This is a genomic window from Sorangium sp. So ce367 (assembly GCF_051520455.1).
Lineage (GTDB): Bacteria > Myxococcota_A > Polyangia > Polyangiales > Polyangiaceae > Sorangium > Sorangium cellulosum_B.
Genome location: NZ_CP150334.1, coordinates 11,421,391 through 11,436,947 on the forward strand (window position 1 = coordinate 11,421,391; position 15,557 = coordinate 11,436,947).

A 15,557-nucleotide genomic window follows, 5' to 3' on the forward strand; every position below is an offset into this window, starting at 1 on the left:
TGGATCCTCCCCGCTACCCCCTCACGCCCCTCACGATCTCGGCGGCAGGCGCGAGAGCTTCCGCTGGAGCGAGCGGCGGTGCATCCTGAGCTTGCGCGCCGCCTCCGAGATGTTCCCCTCGCAGTCCGCGAGCACGCGCTGGAGGTACTCCCACTCCACCCGATCGAGCGACGGGAGGTCCTCGTCGTCATCGCCGCGCGCGGCCGGGGCGACGCCGAGCAGCGACCGCGCGCACTGGGCGGCGTCCACCGGCTTGGTCAGGTAATCGACCGCCCCGGCCCGGATCGCCGCCACCGCGTTCGCGATGGTGCCGTATCCGGTGAACACCACGATACGGATGCCGTCATCCATGCTCCGCAGCGTCCCCACGAGGTCGATCCCGCTCTGCCCTGGCATCCGGACGTCCACGAGCGCGTACTCGAACACGTGCCCTCGCGCCATCGCCGCGGCCTCCTCGGCGCTGGCGGCGAGGGACACAGCGAACCCGCTCTTGCCGAGCGCCTGCCCGAGCGCGGTCCGGAAGGTCGCGTCGTCGTCGACGATGAGCAGCGTCGGCTCGCCGGCGGCCTCGGAGCTCATGAGTCCACCGGCGCGAGGCGCAGGGCGACGCGCGTGCCGCGCGCGCCGCGCTCGTCAGGCCCCTGCCTCGGCGACACGGTGAGGCAGCCGCCGACCTGCTCGATGAGCGTCCGCACAAGGTAGAGCCCGAGGCCCATGCCCTCGCCGGGCGCCTTGGTGGTCACGAACGGCTCGCCGAGCCGCCCTTCCAGGCCGGGCGCGACGCCCGCGCCGCTGTCCTCGACGCTGATCACCGGCGCGCCGCCCTCGTCCCCGATGGTGACCACGATCGGCTCCGCGGCCGCGGGGCTCGGCCCGAGCGCCTCGAGCGCGTTGTCGAGCAGCGCGAACAGGGCCGCCTCGACGTCGGCCGCGTCGAGCGGCACCGTGCGGCGCGGCGCGAGATCGCCGCGCACCTCGACCGCGACGCCGGGGTGCGCCGCCTGCCACGCCTGCACGCCGCGCCGGGCCGCCTCGCCGACCTCGACCCCGGCGCGCAGGTCGTTCGCCCGGACGTCCGCCCGCATGCGCGCGATCACCACGCGGCAGCGCTCGACCTGCTCCGCGATCGTCCGGGCGCGGCGCCGCGCGGCGTCGCTCGATCCGGGGTCGCCGAGGCTCTCCCCGGCGAGCACCGCGATCGTGCCGAGCGGGGTGCCGAGCTCGTGGGCGGTGCCGGCCGCGAGCGCGCCGAGCGCCTGGAAGCGGGACGCCTCCTCCGCGCGCCGGCGCAGCGCCGCGTTCTCGGCCGCGCTCTCGTCGAGCGCGCGGCGGACCTTCAGGAGGACGTGGGCGACGAGCGCCGCGCTCAGCACGAAGGCGAGGAGCATCCCGTAGAGGTGGGTGGAGAACGCGCCGTGCTCCGGGTGGCTCGGGCAACACGCGCCGGCGGGGAGCGCGAAGAGCGCGGCGAAGAGGCAGGCCGCGAGCGCCGCGAGCGCAAAGGTCGTCCGCGGCGGCAGGAGCGCCGCGGCGAGGGCGACGTGCACGAAGAAGAGGGCGCTGAACGGGTTGCCCGCGCCGCCCGACGCGGCGAGGACCCCGGCGATCGCGACGAGATCGAGCGCCACGACGCCGGCGACGAGCGCCGTCTGCGCGCCCCGCTCCGACCGCACCCGCCGGTCGAGGGCGAGGTTGAGCCCGGCGGCCAGCGCCAGGATGGGCACGGCGATGGCGTACCGGACGTGATAGCCGAACAGCGCCTCGTCGACGGCCAGGGTCGCCGCGAGCAGCGCGAACACCGCCCAGCGCAGCCCGACGAGCCACCGGAGGACGATCCCGCCCGCCGGCGCCCGCTCCAGGGAAGCTTCGTGCGTCACGGCGGGATCCTAGCGCGAACGCCGAGGGGCCGCGCTCACCGCGGCGAGGACACGGCACGAACACGGGCGATCCTCCCGTGCGACGGCGCGCCGTCCGGCCCGCGCCGGTCCGCGCCGAGCGGCGGATTGCGATGCCGAGCCCCGCGTCATCGTATAGGAAAGGGAGCCCATGGCGACGTGTCCCCACCTCCGCCACCTCCGCCACCTCCGCCACCTCCGCCACCTCCGACGCGCGCGCACGTTCGCGCTGCCGGCGCTCCTTGGCCTCAGCCTGCTCCCCGCGGCCGCCGCGGCGCAGCCGGCGGCGTCCGGAGAGACGCCCGCCGCCGACCCGCTGTTCGCGCCCAGATCAGCCGTGCGGCGCAGCGGGCTCACCGCGGGCATCGCCGGAGGCCTGGCGCTCGGGAGCGCCGCCGGCTTCCAGAACGACGTCCAGAAGATCGGATTCCAGCGCCATTACACCGAGACCGGCGTCGGGATCGGCGGGGGAGGCTACGTCTGGATCGGCGGCGCGCTCGCGGACTGGCTCACGTTCGGCGCGGCCTTCGGCGGACACGGCCTGAGCGCAGCCGACCACGCCTCCCTCGCCGGCGGGTTCATGCTCCACACCGAGGTCTTTCCGCTCTTCTCGCTCGCGGATCGGTGGAGGGACGTCGGCCTCACCTTCGACGCCGGCACGGGCGTCGCGTACACGACCGCCGACGCCGACGGCGCCGAGGTCATCGACGGCGCCCTGCCGGCCCGCATCGGAGGCGGCGTGTTCTACGAGGGGATCCGGCTCTGGAAGGTGGCGATGGGCCCGTGGCTCTACGCCGACTACACATGGAGCACGTCCGTCCGCCAGCCCGGGTTCTACCTGGGGTGGCGCACCGCCCTCTACACCGGGCCCTGACCGGACGGCGGCCTGGTCCTCGACGTCGCGGCGCTGAGCTCGAGCGGGCTCCGCCGCGCCTGCGCGTCCCCCTCCGGGAGCGCCAGCGTGAGCCGGACGCCGCGCCGGATGAGCTGCATCGCCACGTACGACGCCATGCCCACCAGGATCCTCCGGCCGATCTCGCGGGACACGCTCGGCTTGCCGCGCGGCGCCACCTGCTCCGGGTGCCGCCAGAAGCGCACGAGCGCGCGGAGGCGCTCGCCGCCCAGCCGCTCGCTGCGCGCGCGCGCCCCCTTGATCAGCGCGATCGCCGCCGCGCCGCCCGCGATCGCGAGCAGGAGCCCGCCGGCGAGCACCTCGGGGCCGTGCCGGCGCACCCGCGACCGCACGTCGACGAGCGCGTGGCGCCGCCGATCGAGCGCCTCGATCGTGTGCATCAGCCGGTCGCGCAGCTCGTCCGCCCTGCGCTCGAAGTCCGCGCGTTGACCGTTCAGCCCCTTCATACGAGCTCCCGGACCAGCCGGACGTCCGCACCGAGGCGGCCCCGGGTCCTCTCGAGCGGCCTCCTCGGCGCGCGCTTGTAGCCGACCGCGCCCACCACGATCGCCAGCGCGATGAACGCGAGCCCGATCAGCAGCGCCGGCAGCGGCGCCGGCGCGATCGCCAGCGCGATCGCGACGAGCACCAGCGCGACCCCGAGGAGCGCCGCGGCCGCCGCGGCGCCGAGAGCGACGCACGACGCCTTCGCCCGCGAGATCTCCTCGTTCATCTCGTCGCGCGCCAGCGCGACCTCCACCTGCATCAGCTCCCTGGCCTCGGCGATCGCCTCCTTCACGAGATCTGCCGTCGAGCTCTCCGGCCTGGGATCCACCTGCCTCATGGGACACCTCTTCGCCTCGCGGCGTGAACGCGCTCGGGGGCGGCGCAGGCAGCCGGCGGCGCGCGGGCCACCGCCGAGCCCCCCGCCACCGACTGCGCCACGCCACCCTCGCCGTGCGTCGCTGTGCATACAGCGCGCCAGCCCCATCCTCGCGGAGGCGTGCGCGCTGCGCGGCCCTCGCGGAGGCCGCGCCATGCGGCCGCCGCGCCCGCTCTCGCCCTCTCTGGGCGGCGGGCGATCAGGGCAGGACGCCGGAGACCACGCGCTCGTGCCCGCCGTAGTCGAGGTGCCTCGAGACGCCGCCGAACCCCGCCGCGGCGAAGAGCTCTGCCACCGCGCCCGCCTTGCCGGCCTCGACCTCCATGGCCAGCACCCCGCCGGCGGCGAGCAAGGCCGGCGCGCCCGCGACGATCCGGCGCGTGAAGACGAGGCCGTCCGGGCCCCCCGCGAGCGCGAGGTGGGGCTCGTAGCCGCGGATGTCGATCTGCAGCGCGGCGACGTCCTCGTCCGGAATGTACGGTGGGTTCGCGGTGATCAGGTCGAAGCGAAGGCCGGACGGCACGCCGGCGAAGAGATCCGAGCGCAGGAACCCCGCGTTGACCGCGCCGAGGCGGAGCGCGTTCTCGCGGGCGACGGCGAGCGCGCCGTCCGAGATGTCGACGCCGAGGACGCGGCTGGTCGGCCGCTCGCACGCGAGGCTGATAGCGACGCAGCCCGACCCGGTGCACAGGTCGAGCACGCGCGCGGAGAGGGCGAGGTGCCTCGTCCGGGCGAGGCCGACCTCGACGAGGATCTCGGTGTCGGGGCGGGGGATGAGCACGCGCGGATCGACGCGGAACGGGCGGCCGTAGAACTCCCGCACACCGAGGAGATAGGCGACCGGCTCGCCGGCGCGGCGGCGCTGGTGCAGATCGCGGTAGGCGGCGAGCTCGGCCCGGTCGAGTGGCCGCTCGGCGTCGATGAGCAGCCCGACGCGATCGATGCCCAGCACCTTGCCGAGCAGGAGCTCGGCGTCGAGGCGCGCCGAGGACGCGCCGCGCTTCTTCAGGTCGCCCGTGGCCCAGGTGATCACCCGCCGGATCGTCCAGGCCTCGCTCTGCTGCTCGCCTTCGGACATGGTCACGGGAGCGGGGCGGCGGCGACGGCGTCGCGGACGGCGGCGGTGACGACGGCCTCGACCTCGGCGCGGGCCGCGTCGCGGTCCGCGACGGACCGCCCCTCGAACCGCAGCACCAGGATCGGGCCGGTGTTGGAGGCGCGGCAGAGGCCCCAGGCCCCGCCGCCGAAGTCGATGCGCGCGCCGTCGATGTCCACGACCGGACGGGCGCGGCGGAAGTGCTCGGTCACGCGGCGGACGACCTCGAACTTCACGGCGTCGGGGCAGTCGACGCGGATCTCGGGGGTGGCGAACGTCTCCGGCACGTCGGCGAGCAGCTCGCCGAGGGGCCGCCGCGCCCGGGCGACGATCTCGAGCAGGCGGACCGTCGCGTAGATCGCGTCGTCAAACCCGAACCACCGATCGGCGAAGAACATGTGCCCGCTCATCTCGCCGGCGAGCAGGGCGCCCTCCTCTTTCATCTTGGTCTTGATGAGCGAGTGGCCCGTCTTCCAGAGGATGGGGCGCCCGCCGCGCGCGGCGATGTCGGCGTAGAGCGTCTCGGAGCACTTCACCTCCCCGAGCACGGCCGAGCCGGGGCGCTCCGCGAGGAGCGAGCGCGCGAACAGGAGCAGCAGCTTGTCCCCCCAGAGCACCTCGCCGCGCTCGTCGACAACGCCGATCCGATCGCCGTCGCCGTCCCACGCGACGCCGAGCGCGGCGCCGGTCGCGAGCACGCGGGCGCGGAGCGCCTCGAGGTTCTCGGGCACGGTCGGGTCCGGGTGGTGGTTCGGAAAGAGGCCGTCGATGTCGCAGAAGAGCGCGTCCGGCGCGAAGCCGAGCGCCTCGAGCGTCCGGACGCCCAGCGGGCCGGCCGCGCCGTTGCCGGCGTCGATCACGAAGCGGACGTCGGTGCCGGGCAGGCGGGCCGCGGCGCGCACCGCCGCGATGTAGTCCTCCGCGAGATCGACCTCGGTGAGCGCGCCCCGCGCCGCCGCGCCGCCGCGGCCATCGGCGCCGCCCTGCTCGATGAGATCGGCGAGCGCCTGGATGTCCTCGCCGAAGAACGAGGCCTTGCCGCGCATGAGCTTGAACCCGTTGTCCGGCGCCGGGTTGTGGCTCGCCGTGATCATGATCGCGCCGTCGGCGTGGAGGTGGTGCGCCGCGAAGTAGAGCAGCGGCGTCGGCCCCACCCCCGCCGAGATCACGTCGGCGCCGCCCGCGAGCAGGCCGTCCGTGAGGGCGGAGAACAGCCGGTCGCTCGAGAGGCGGCCGTCCCGGCAGACCGCCACCTCCGGCCGAGCCCGGCGAGGAGGCGCCCCCGCGGCGAGCTCGCGGCCGAGGAGCCTGGCGAACGCGGCGCCGAGCTCGCGCGCGAGCTCGCTCGTGAGGTCGCGCTCGGCGGCGCCGCGGATGTCGTACTCGCGGAAGATGTGTCGGGGGACCTTCATGGACCAGGCAGAGGAGCACGCGGCGCCCGCGCTGCACGGCGGGCCGGCGCCCAGGACGCTCTGACACGGCGCAATCGTGGGCGAAACGAAAAACGCCGCCCGCGCAGCGTGGGCTCGCCGGCTCGTCGTCGCGCTCGCCGCCGCCTCGCCGCGCCGTCATCGCGATCGCGCCGCCTCGCCTCGCCGACATCGCGATCGCGCCGCCGCGCCGCCTCGCTGGCTCACGGATTGCGTTCCTGGCCGCCGGGCGGGTAACTTGGGCGCGTGGAGCCCAGGACCACATGATGACGCGCGCACAGAGGACCGGTCTCGCTGCCGTGGTGGCCCTCCTCGCCTGCAGCAACGCCGCCCATGCGGCGGAGCCGTCGCCCACCGCCCTGCCGATCACCGTCGTCGTCCTCCGGACAGACGACGCCTACGACCAGGCCGGCGCGCTGACCCAGGCGCTCCGCTCCGCCATCAAGGACGCCCCGGGGTGGTCGGTCCGCGAGGAGGATTTCTCGCTCGAGGTCCTGACGCTCTCCCTCCAGTGCGACGATCGGCCCGACGCGGGCTGCCAGGCCCGCATCGCCGACCAGATCAAGAGCGACCGCTACATCTGGGGCATGCTCCGCAAGAGCGACACCGAGGTCGAGGGCGAGCTGCACCTCTGGACCCGCGGCAAGCCCGAATCGAGCGTGCCGGTGAAGTACAGCGCGAACCTCACCGAGGCCAACGACGAGCCGCTCCGCAAGATCGCCGCGGAAGCGATCGCGAAGCTGACCGGCGGGCCGCCGAGCGGGGCTCTCCGCGTGAGGACGGGCGCCGCGCAGGCAAGCGTCTTCATCGACGGAAAGCCCGCCGGCAACGTGCACAACGGCGAGGCGACCTTCACGGTCACGGCCGGGCCGCACGACGTGCGCGTGAAGTCGGCCGGCTTCCTCGACTCCCAGGCGTCGGTCGTGGTCCTGCCCGTCGCCACGACGGACGTCGCGCTCAGCCAGATGCCAGCCGAATCGACGCAGACCAACTGGAAGCGCATGGGCGGGTTCATCGGCCTCGGCGCGGGCGCGGTGTTCGGCTCCGTCGCCGTCATCAGCTCCGTCCAGGTCGCGAGCATCCAGAGCGACGCGCGGTATGTGGCCTACCGAGGGCTGTTCACGGAGAACGTCGAGGACGTCTGCGCACTCGAGAACCGCAGGGCCATCCAGGACGACTTCACCGCCGACGCGAAGACCGCCCGCAAGGGCATCGAGCTCTGCGAGAAGGCCGACACGTTCATGGCGCTCCAGTACGTCTTCTACCCGCTGGCGGTGGCGTCCGCGGGCGTCGGCGCGTACCTGCTCGTGACGAGCGACGGCCAGCGCGCGGAGCGCGCCGGCTGGAGCGTGCAGCCCAGCGTCGGCCTCGGCGGCGGCGGCGTCGACGTGACGTACCGCTGGTGAGCTCTGCCTCGCTGCCCGCGGTGACGGGGGGACGACCGTGCGGGTGATCGCCGGCCGGCTCGGCGGGCGGAGGCTCGCCGCGCCGCGCGGCGAGGGCACGCGGCCGACGGCGGACCGCGTGCGCGAGGCGCTCTTCTCCTCGCTCGGCGACGTCACCGGCGCGCTCGTCTGCGACCTGTACGCCGGCACCGGCGCGCTCGGCATCGAGGCGCTCTCGCGCGGCGCGCGGCGCGCGGTCTTCGTCGAGAGCGGCCGCCCCGCGCTCGCCGTGCTCCGCGAGAACCTCGCCGCGCTCGGCCTCGACGAGGCGGCGCGGGTCGTCCCGCTCCCCGTCGAGCGCGCGCTCGATCTGCTCCGCGACGAGGGCCCCTTCGACCTCGCCCTGCTCGATCCGCCCTACGCCGTCCTGGCCAAGGCCGCCGCCGCGGCCGCGCGCCTCGCCGGCCCGCTCGGCTTGCTCGCCCCGGAAGGGCGCCTCGTCCTCGAGCACGCGCGCCGCGATCCCTCCCCGGAGATCGCCGGGCTCACCTGCGCCGCGAGCCGCGCCTACGGTGACACCGCGGTGTCGTTCTACACGCGCTGAAGCCGCCTGCGCGCGGCGCTGTCGCGTTCATCCGGGGCGCATCCAGTTTCCTGGCGCGCTTCCCTGCCCGCCCTTGTAGACTCGCCCCCGCCGGACGCGCCCGCGTCTCGGCTCCGGCGCACGACGGTCCCGCCGAAGCGGCCGGACCTCGCGCGTCTCTCCGGGAGGACTTCTCAACGTGTCCGCATCGATGCCTCCGTCGTCCCAGCAGATCCCGGGAAAATCCGGCGGCCCTGGGCCTTACATCGCAGGAATGGTCGTCCTTGCTGCGCTCATGGCGGGCCTGCTCTACTGGAAGCTTCGCCCGGAGCCGGCCGCGCCGCCTGCCGCACCGACCGCCGCTGTCCCCGCCGAGACGAAGCCCGCGGAGCCTCCGCCGCTGTTCGCGCCCCCGCCGCCGCCGCCCGTCGAGGAGGTCGAGGACGCCGGCGTGGACGCCGGCAAGGTCGCGTCGGGGCAGGGCCCGGCCACCACCGGCAAGTCGCCTTGCTCCGGCAAGTGCGGCGACGGCGCGACCTCGCCCGCGCTCGACTCCGCCGTCCTGGGGCTCGCTCGCTCGGCGCAGGGTTGTTATAACCGCGCGCTGCGCACCTCGGAGGTCTCCGGCAAGCTGACGGTGAGCGTGCAGGTGGCCTCCACCGGCGCGGTGTGCAGCGCCTCGATCCTCAACGACACGGTGGGCTCGGGCGAGATTGCGTCTTGCGTCCTGGGACGTTTCCGCGGCAAATCACTGCCTCCGCCGCAGAGCGGATGCGTCGTGGTGAACGTTCCGATCAACTTCACCATCAAGCAATAGGAAGCAGCCGATGCGAACGCTCCCCCCCCGGATGGCCAGCTTGCTCCTCCTCGCGCTCGCGCTCGCGCCGCTCGTCCTGCAGAGCGCCGCGTGCCACGTCGATGAAGGGACCACGGCGCTCTGCGACAACAACCTCGATGCCGACCAGGGAATCGAGAACGATCCTGCCGGTTGTTATCAGCTCCCGTCCTGCGTGGTGAACGGCCAGCTGGCGGCCCCTGAGGAGTGCTGCAAGAACGCGGAGGGCCTCGTCAACCTGGAGTGCGTCAAGGGGTATGCGTCGCGGACCTCCTCGGCCAGCACGGGCGGCGACGGCGGCTCGGACGGCGACGGCGGCTCGGACGGCGACGGGGGAAGCGGCGGCTCGGGTGGTGCGGGCGGCTCGGGTGGTGCGGGCGGCGCGGGCGGCGCCGGGGGGAGCGGCGGCTAGGCCGCGCGTCGATCGCGCCGTGGCGAGGAGCGCCGCTTCGAGCCGGGGGATCCTGCTCTCGGTCGCCTACGACGGGCGCCCGTTCGCGGGTTTCGCTCGCCAGCGCGACCAGCGCACGGTCTCGGGAGAGCTGCTCGGCGCGCTGCGGGTCATCGACCCCGGCATCCGCGAGATCCGCGGCGCGAGCCGCACCGACGCGGGCGTCCACGCGCGCGACCAGCGGGTCGCCTTCGACACGACGGCGCCGCTGCCGACGCGCGGCTGGGTCCTCGCGACCGCGCGCCACCTCCCGGACGAGATCGTGATCCGGCGCGCGGCCGTGGTGCGCCTCGGGTTCTCGCCGCGCTTCGAGAGCCTCCGCAAGCGCTACCGCTACCTGGTGCTCCGGGATCTGGTCCGAGACCCTTTCCTCAGCCGTCGCGCCTGGCGGGTCGAGGGCATCACGGACGAGGCGATCGAGCGGGCGCGCGCCGAGGCGCTCGCCGCGAAGGGCACCCACGACTTCGCCGCGTTCCGGACGAGCGCGGACGAGCGGACGACCACGGTGCGGACGCTGTACGGCGTCGAGCTGTCGCTCGATCCCGCGGACCCGCGCGTCGTGCGGATCGACGTCGAGGGGAACGCTTTTTTGCACAACATGGTGCGCATCCTGGTCGGCACCTTGATGGACGTGGCGCGCGGCCACCTCGCGCCCGGCGCGATCGCGCGCGCTCTCTCGTCGCTGGACCGGCGCGACGCAGGGATCACGGCGCCGCCGGACGGGCTCTACCTCGAGCGCATCCACCTGCGCGACGACGGGCAGGAGGCCTGGCCGGCGGGGCCTTCCGACGGAAGCTCGGGGGACGGGGACGACGCCGCGCCGGTGGACCTCGACGCGCCGGCGGAGCGCGCCCCCGAGGAGTGACGCCGCCCGTCGCCGCGCGTCACACAGAATCCACCGCGGACGCATGGACGGCCCGCGCTCGCCTTGGTAGCACAGCAACGTGCACGTCGGACTGGACCGCCTCCCGGATCTTCCGCAGCTCCAGCGCCTCCGTTCGACTCGCCTGGGGGTGCTTGCGCACCCGGCGAGCGTCGATCGCGAGCTGACCCACATCGCCTTCGTCCTCGAGCGCCTCCGCCTGCGCCCGCGCCTCTTCTTCGGCCCGGAGCACGGCTATGGCGGCGAGGCGCAGGACATGGCGACGGTGATGAGCAGCGTCGACGCGCGCTCCGGCGCGGGCATCGTCAGCCTGTACGGCGAGAGCTTCGAGGATCTCTCGCCTTCCGCGGCGGATCTCGCGCAGATCGACGTGCTCCTCATCGATCTCGCCGACGTCGGCGCGCGGTACTACACGTTCGTCTGGACGGCGCTCCTCGCGCTGCGGGCGGCCCACGCGGCGGGCGTGCACGTCGTGCTGCTCGACCGGCCGAACCCCCTCGGGGGCGCGGCGGAGAGCGTCGAGGGCGCGACGCAGGCGCCGGGGTTCCTGTCGTTCGTGGGCCTGGAGCCGGTGCCCATCCGCCACTCGCTCACGGTGGGCGAGCTGGTCGCGCTCTTCGCGCGGCGCGAGGGCATCCCGCTCGGCGACGTCGCCTGTGGGCTGCAGGTCGTGGCGGTCGAGGGTCATCGCCGGGAGGCGCTCGCGTCCGGGTGGGATCGCCCGTTCGTCTTGCCGTCGCCCAACATGCCGACGGCGGACACCGCGCTCGTCTACCCGGGCGGCTGCCTGCTGGAGGGGACGAACCTGTCGGAGGGCCGCGGCACGACGCGCCCGTTCGAGATCGTGGGCGCCCCCTGGCTCGACGGCCGCGATCTCGCCGCGCGCCTCGCGTCCACGGCGCTGCCGGGCTTCGTCGCGCGGCCGCTCACCTTCCGGCCCACCTTCCAGAAGCACGCCGGCAAGATCTGCGGCGGCGTCCAGATCCACGTCACCGATCCGCGCGCCTTCCTCCCGGTCGCGACGTACGTCGCGCTCATCGCGTTCGCCTGCAGGCAGCAGCCGGAGCAGTTCCGCTTCCGCACCGAGCGGTACGAGTACGTCGACACGATCCCGGCCTTCGATCTGCTCACCGGCTCCGCTGCCGCGCGCCTCGCCATCGAGGCCGGCGAGGATCCGCTGGCGATCGCCATGGAGGTGTCGCGCGCGGATCCGGCCTGGCCCGAGGTGATGCGGGAGGCGCAGGCGGCCGTCTCCGCCTGCTGAGCGCCGCCCGCGCGGCTCAGCGATCGTAGCGGTCGTACGGCTCCTGCCGGGAGGCGGCGCCGGTCGAGTACCTCGTGGTGAGGGCGACGAGCACGAGCGCGAGCCCGGTGACCACGAAGAAGGTCCGCGCCGGGAGATCGGCGGAGAACCCGAACAGCCAGGGCGACGCGAGGAGCGCGGCGGCGAGGGAGGTCTCCAGCGCGCCGTGCACCGAAAACGGGATCATCCTGGCCGCGCCGAGCGGCTGATCGGACAGCAGCGTCACGACGAGGTGCGCCACGGCGGCGACGTAGCAGACCGCCGTGGGCACCGGATCGAGGCGGAGCGCGAGCGGCGCGAGCGCGAGCAGGACGACGACCGCGTAATCGACGTATCCATGGTGGCGGGGAGATAGAAGCTTCATCGGTGCCTCCTTGGAGGAGCTCCCCTCAGCCGGTGCATCGCATGTGCCGGTGAGCGGCTGTCGGCGCGCGCGCCCCGGCCGCTCCGGAACGCAGCGCCGGCCAGGATCAGCGTGGTTGTCGCTCGCCCGGGACGGGCAGGAGGGGTGCTCGTCGTGCTCACAGGAAGGGAGCGGAGGGCGCGAGTGAACCCGATCCGGCACGGAGCGGGGCAGGGTGGCTCACGGGAGCGCTGGGCCCTTCACGCTCGCTCTCGCCGAGCGCGCAGCCCCGAGAGGGCCTCTCCGGAGTCCGGCGCGCGTCGCCGTCACCTCGTGCACGTTCGAGACACACCGTGTCTCCGAGGCCTCGGTCTCCAGGATCTCCTGGCCGCGGGCGGAGCTCCGCTCGCCGCCGAGCCCGAGGCCCCGGAGCGCGTCGCCGAGCCCCCCCGCGGATCCGGCGCTCAGCCCGTCGACAGGAGCTCGTCGAGCACGGCCCCGTACTCGTCGAGCAGCGGGTGCGGCGGCAGGCCGCGGCACATCGCGCGCAGCTCTTCGAACCTCGCGATCTGCATGTCCCTGCCGCGCTTGAACATCGACCACGGATCGCCGTGCTCTCGCGCGCAGACGATGATCGACTGGAAGTTGTCTATCTTGTCAGCCAGCGTGATCGCCTGCGCTTCCCAGGGCTTCTTCGGGAACGCCTCGAGATAGAGCCGCTTGCGGTCTTCCCAGGGCAGCGCCCTGTCCTGCTCGGTCACGTGGCGGACGAGCGTGGCGACGCGATCGCCGAAGCGCTGGCTCAGCTCGTCGAACGTGACGCCCTGGTCCTCCATGGCGTCGTGCAGCGCGCCGGCCGCGACGACCTCGTCGTCGAAGCCGTGGCGCGCGAGCAGGACCGCCACGCCGGCGAGGTGGCTGATGTAGGGGACGTCGGCGTTCGGATACTTGCGCTTCTGGGCTCGATGCCAGACCGCCGCCTGGTCGAGCGCGCGCTTGAGGAGGGTGCCCATCGCGATGTCCCGCCACCATAGCCGCTCGGCGTCCAGAGCGCAGGCGCCCGAGCGCCCCCTGTGCCGTCCAGCAGGTCCTCCGTCCGGATCGGACCCCGCGCCGTTCGAGGCGCGCCCTCGAAGGCCGCGCCGGTTCGAGCGCCCGGCGTGCCACGAGCTCGGTGAGCGGCGTGCGCCGAGCGCGCTCGCTGCGCGGCGGGCAGGCGCCGCGAGGGGCGCGCCGGGCGAGGTGTGCGGCGCGCCGCCGCGGCGACAGGGGCTCTCCCGGCCCTCTCTGCGGCTCGACGGTCCTTCTCTTTCAGTCGTCCGGCGGGCAGCGCGGGATATCCGCTCTTCGACGAGGTCGACTTCGCCGGCGCGGCACGGCCCGCTCGCGGCGGCGTCGCTGCGATGAAGCGCGCGCCGCCTGCGCGCGATCGCCTCTCGTTCGTTCAGCGGATCGGGGAATGCGCTGGGGGTGGAGCGGAATGGTCGGGGAATGGCCGGGGAATGGTCCGGGGAGGTGCGCGCAAGTCCTACGAACATGCGGACGACGTCGCTCGTTGCTCAAGACTCCGCACTTGCCGACCTGTATACTCGTCCGCGACAGCGTCTTATATCGTCATGCGAAACCCGCCGATGCAGGGTGCCACCTCATGAGACTTTGGCCTCTCCGTTCGCTTGCCGCCGCGCTGGCCGCCCTCGTCGTTGCCTCTCTCCTTCCCGCGCCCGCGTACGGGCAGGACGCGCCGGTCAACCCCGGGGGCATGGCCCTGAGCCGCTTCGTGCCGGCGCCGGCCGGGGACCGCATGTTCAGCGTGCCGTCGCCGTTCGTGGCAGGGCACCTCACACCGCATGTGATGCTGCTCGCCGATTACGCGAGCAACCCGCTGGTCCTGCGGCGCGAGCGCGACGGCGCCGAGATCGGCGCGGTCGTCAGCGATCAGCTCACGTTCCACCTGGGCGCGTCGCTCCCGCTCTGGAACAAGCTGAGCGTCGACCTCGATGCGCCGCTCACCGCGCTGCAGTCCGGGGACAGCCCGAGCGGCGGCGGCCAGCAGTTCCCGTCGCCGAGCGGCGCGGCGCTCGGCGACGTGCGGCTCGGCGCGCGCTTTCAGATCCATGGCGCGTACCATGACCCGTTCCAGCTCGCCGTCGGCGCCTACCTCTGGTTGCCGACCGGCGCGGACGACTCGTTCGTGAGCGACGGGAGCGTCCGGGCGATGCCGTACGTCGCGGCCGGCGGCCGCATGGATCGGCTCGTCTGGTCGACCGCGCTGGGCACCGAGGTCCGGCGCTCCCAGTCGTTCGGCGGCGTGGCGCAGGGGACGATGCTCACGCTGGGCGGCGGCGTCGGGTTCCTCGCGCTGGACGGCCGGCTCCAGGTCGGGCCGGAGCTCAGCGCCGCGATGGTGCTCGAGGACGTCAGCAGTCGCTCGACCAACGCGGAGCTCCTCCTCGACGCGAGGTATCGATTCCTGCCCTTCATGGAGGCGGGCATCGGCGTCGGGCCGGGGATCACCTCGGGGATCGGGACGCCGGACGTGCGCGCCGTCGCGATGGCCGCCTTCACGCCGGAGCAGCCGACCGACCTGGACAGGGACGGCATCGGCGACCCCGAGGACGCGTGCCCGAGCGTGCCGGGCGTGCGCAGCGGCGATCCGAAGAAGAACGGCTGCCCGCCGCCGCCGGACCGCGACGCCGACGGCATCGTCGACGCCGAGGACGCCTGCCCCGTCGTCGCCGGCGTGCGCAGCGACGACCCGAAGAAGAACGGCTGCCCGCCGCCGCCGGACCGCGACGCCGACGGCATCGTCGACGCCGAGGACGCCTGCCCCGTCGTCGCCGGCGTGCGCAGCGACGACCCGAAGAAGAACGGCTGCCCGCCGGACCGGGACGACGACGGCGTGGCCGACGCCGAGGACGCGTGCCCCGACGTCAAGGGGCTCCGCTCGAAGGACCCGGCGAAGAACGGCTGCCCGCGCGACACCGACGGCGACACGTTCCGCGACGACACGGACGCCTGCCCGAGGGAGAAGGGCTTCGCGGATCCGGACCCGGAGAAGCACGGCTGCCCGAAGGCGGTGCGCGTGACCGAGAAGCACGTGGTGATCCTCCAGCAGGTGCAGTTCGACACGAACAAGGCCACCATCAAGCCGGTGAGCGATCCGCTGCTCGACGAGGTCGCCGAGGTGCTGAAGGAGCACCCGGAGATCGTGCTCATCGAGATCCAGGGTCACACCGACAACCGGGGCACGGTGGAGCACAACAGGATCCTGTCGCAGAACCGCGCCAACTCCGTCATGGCGGCGCTGGTCCGCCGCGGCATCGACTCGACGCGGCTGACGGCCCAGGGCTACGGCCGGGAGCAGCCCATCGACGACAACGCGACGGAGGCCGGGAGGCAGCGGAACCGACGCGTCCAGTTCAACATCATCAAGAAGGCCGCGTACAAGCCGCAGGCTGATGAGACCGGAGAGGATCGATGAGAAAGCAGTTGAGCATCACGGGGCTCGCGTCCCTCACGCTGATCGGGCTCACGACCGCCAGCGCGACGGCCGAGCCCAAGCTGCGTATACAGGTCGA

The 15,557-nt window shown here is 73.9% G+C and carries 16 protein-coding genes; 8 read left to right on the plus strand and 8 right to left on the minus strand.

Translation table 11 applies throughout. From position 1 onward, the window contains the following. Window positions 1-30: 30 nt before the first annotated feature. Together WME97_RS43335 and WME97_RS43340 are read right to left on the minus strand one after the other, a co-directional pair. Window positions 31-579 carry a response regulator transcription factor gene (locus WME97_RS43335; protein ID WP_437546700.1) on the minus strand — a complete coding sequence of 183 codons (549 nt, stop codon included), beginning with the start codon at window positions 577-579 and terminating at the stop codon, window positions 31-33. Beyond that, window positions 576-1,877: a sensor histidine kinase gene (locus tag WME97_RS43340; RefSeq protein ID WP_437546702.1), complete on the minus strand. Its 1,302-nt coding sequence runs from the start codon at window positions 1,875-1,877 to the stop codon at window positions 576-578. The genes WME97_RS43335 and WME97_RS43340 overlap by 4 nt, the downstream gene beginning before the upstream one ends. A 169-nt stretch (window positions 1,878-2,046) precedes the next feature. Here WME97_RS43340 and WME97_RS43345 point away from each other — a divergent pair, with 169 nt between their 5' ends. Then, entirely contained in the window at window positions 2,047-2,769 is a 723-nt protein-coding gene (locus WME97_RS43345; protein ID WP_437546704.1) for a hypothetical protein, read from the plus strand. Here WME97_RS43345 and WME97_RS43350 read toward each other — a convergent pair. From WME97_RS43350 to WME97_RS43365, 4 genes are all read right to left on the minus strand, one after another. Continuing rightward, on the minus strand, window positions 2,754-3,254 hold the full coding sequence (locus WME97_RS43350; RefSeq protein ID WP_437546706.1) for a hypothetical protein: 501 nt from the start codon (window positions 3,252-3,254) through the stop codon (window positions 2,754-2,756). The two genes, WME97_RS43345 and WME97_RS43350, sit on opposite strands and share 16 nt — an antisense overlap. After that, on the minus strand, window positions 3,251-3,631 hold the full coding sequence (locus WME97_RS43355) for a phage holin family protein (protein WP_437546708.1): 381 nt from the start codon (window positions 3,629-3,631) through the stop codon (window positions 3,251-3,253). The genes WME97_RS43350 and WME97_RS43355 overlap by 4 nt, the downstream gene beginning before the upstream one ends. 238 nt (window positions 3,632-3,869) lie before the next feature. Beyond that, window positions 3,870-4,748: a peptide chain release factor N(5)-glutamine methyltransferase gene (gene prmC, locus WME97_RS43360; protein ID WP_437546710.1), complete on the minus strand. Its 879-nt coding sequence runs from the start codon at window positions 4,746-4,748 to the stop codon at window positions 3,870-3,872. 2 nt (window positions 4,749-4,750) lie between these two features. After that, window positions 4,751-6,178 carry a phosphomannomutase/phosphoglucomutase gene (locus WME97_RS43365; RefSeq protein WP_437546711.1) on the minus strand — a complete coding sequence of 476 codons (1,428 nt, stop codon included), beginning with the start codon at window positions 6,176-6,178 and terminating at the stop codon, window positions 4,751-4,753. Between the two features lie 281 nt (window positions 6,179-6,459). Between WME97_RS43365 and WME97_RS43370 the strand changes: the two genes are divergently transcribed. The 6 genes from WME97_RS43370 (at window position 6,460) to WME97_RS43395 (ending at window position 11,597) form a co-directional block, all read left to right on the plus strand. Beyond that, complete coding sequence (locus WME97_RS43370; protein WP_437546713.1) at window positions 6,460-7,602, plus strand: hypothetical protein; 1,143 nt, start codon at window positions 6,460-6,462, stop codon at window positions 7,600-7,602. Between the two features lie 37 nt (window positions 7,603-7,639). Next, complete coding sequence (gene rsmD, locus WME97_RS43375; RefSeq protein WP_437546715.1) at window positions 7,640-8,185, plus strand: 16S rRNA (guanine(966)-N(2))-methyltransferase RsmD; 546 nt, start codon at window positions 7,640-7,642, stop codon at window positions 8,183-8,185. Window positions 8,186-8,438: 253 nt separating this feature from the next. Beyond that, window positions 8,439-8,981 (plus strand): AgmX/PglI C-terminal domain-containing protein, encoded by a 543-nt coding sequence (locus WME97_RS43380; protein ID WP_437546716.1) that lies wholly within the window; start codon window positions 8,439-8,441, stop codon window positions 8,979-8,981. 10 nt (window positions 8,982-8,991) lie between these two features. Then, entirely contained in the window at window positions 8,992-9,411 is a 420-nt protein-coding gene (locus WME97_RS43385; protein WP_437546718.1) for a hypothetical protein, read from the plus strand. Window positions 9,412-9,430: 19 nt separating this feature from the next. Beyond that, window positions 9,431-10,315 (plus strand): tRNA pseudouridine(38-40) synthase TruA, encoded by an 885-nt coding sequence (gene truA / locus WME97_RS43390; protein WP_437546720.1) that lies wholly within the window; start codon window positions 9,431-9,433, stop codon window positions 10,313-10,315. A gap of 79 nt (window positions 10,316-10,394) precedes the next feature. Then, a complete protein-coding gene (locus WME97_RS43395) occupies window positions 10,395-11,597 on the plus strand; it encodes an exo-beta-N-acetylmuramidase NamZ family protein (RefSeq protein WP_437546721.1) in 1,203 nt (400 codons plus the stop codon). Window positions 11,598-11,613: 16 nt separating this feature from the next. Here WME97_RS43395 and WME97_RS43400 read toward each other — a convergent pair whose 3' ends face one another. Both WME97_RS43400 and WME97_RS43405 read right to left on the minus strand, forming a co-directional pair. After that, window positions 11,614-12,000 (minus strand): SPW repeat domain-containing protein, encoded by a 387-nt coding sequence (locus tag WME97_RS43400; RefSeq protein WP_437546723.1) that lies wholly within the window; start codon window positions 11,998-12,000, stop codon window positions 11,614-11,616. 443 nt (window positions 12,001-12,443) lie between these two features. Continuing rightward, entirely contained in the window at window positions 12,444-12,992 is a 549-nt protein-coding gene (locus tag WME97_RS43405) for an HD domain-containing protein (RefSeq protein WP_272102011.1), read from the minus strand. 635 nt (window positions 12,993-13,627) lie between these two features. Here WME97_RS43405 and WME97_RS43410 point away from each other — a divergent pair. Beyond that, window positions 13,628-15,460 (plus strand): OmpA family protein, encoded by a 1,833-nt coding sequence (locus WME97_RS43410; RefSeq protein WP_437546725.1) that lies wholly within the window; start codon window positions 13,628-13,630, stop codon window positions 15,458-15,460. Window positions 15,461-15,557: the final 97 nt, after the last annotated feature.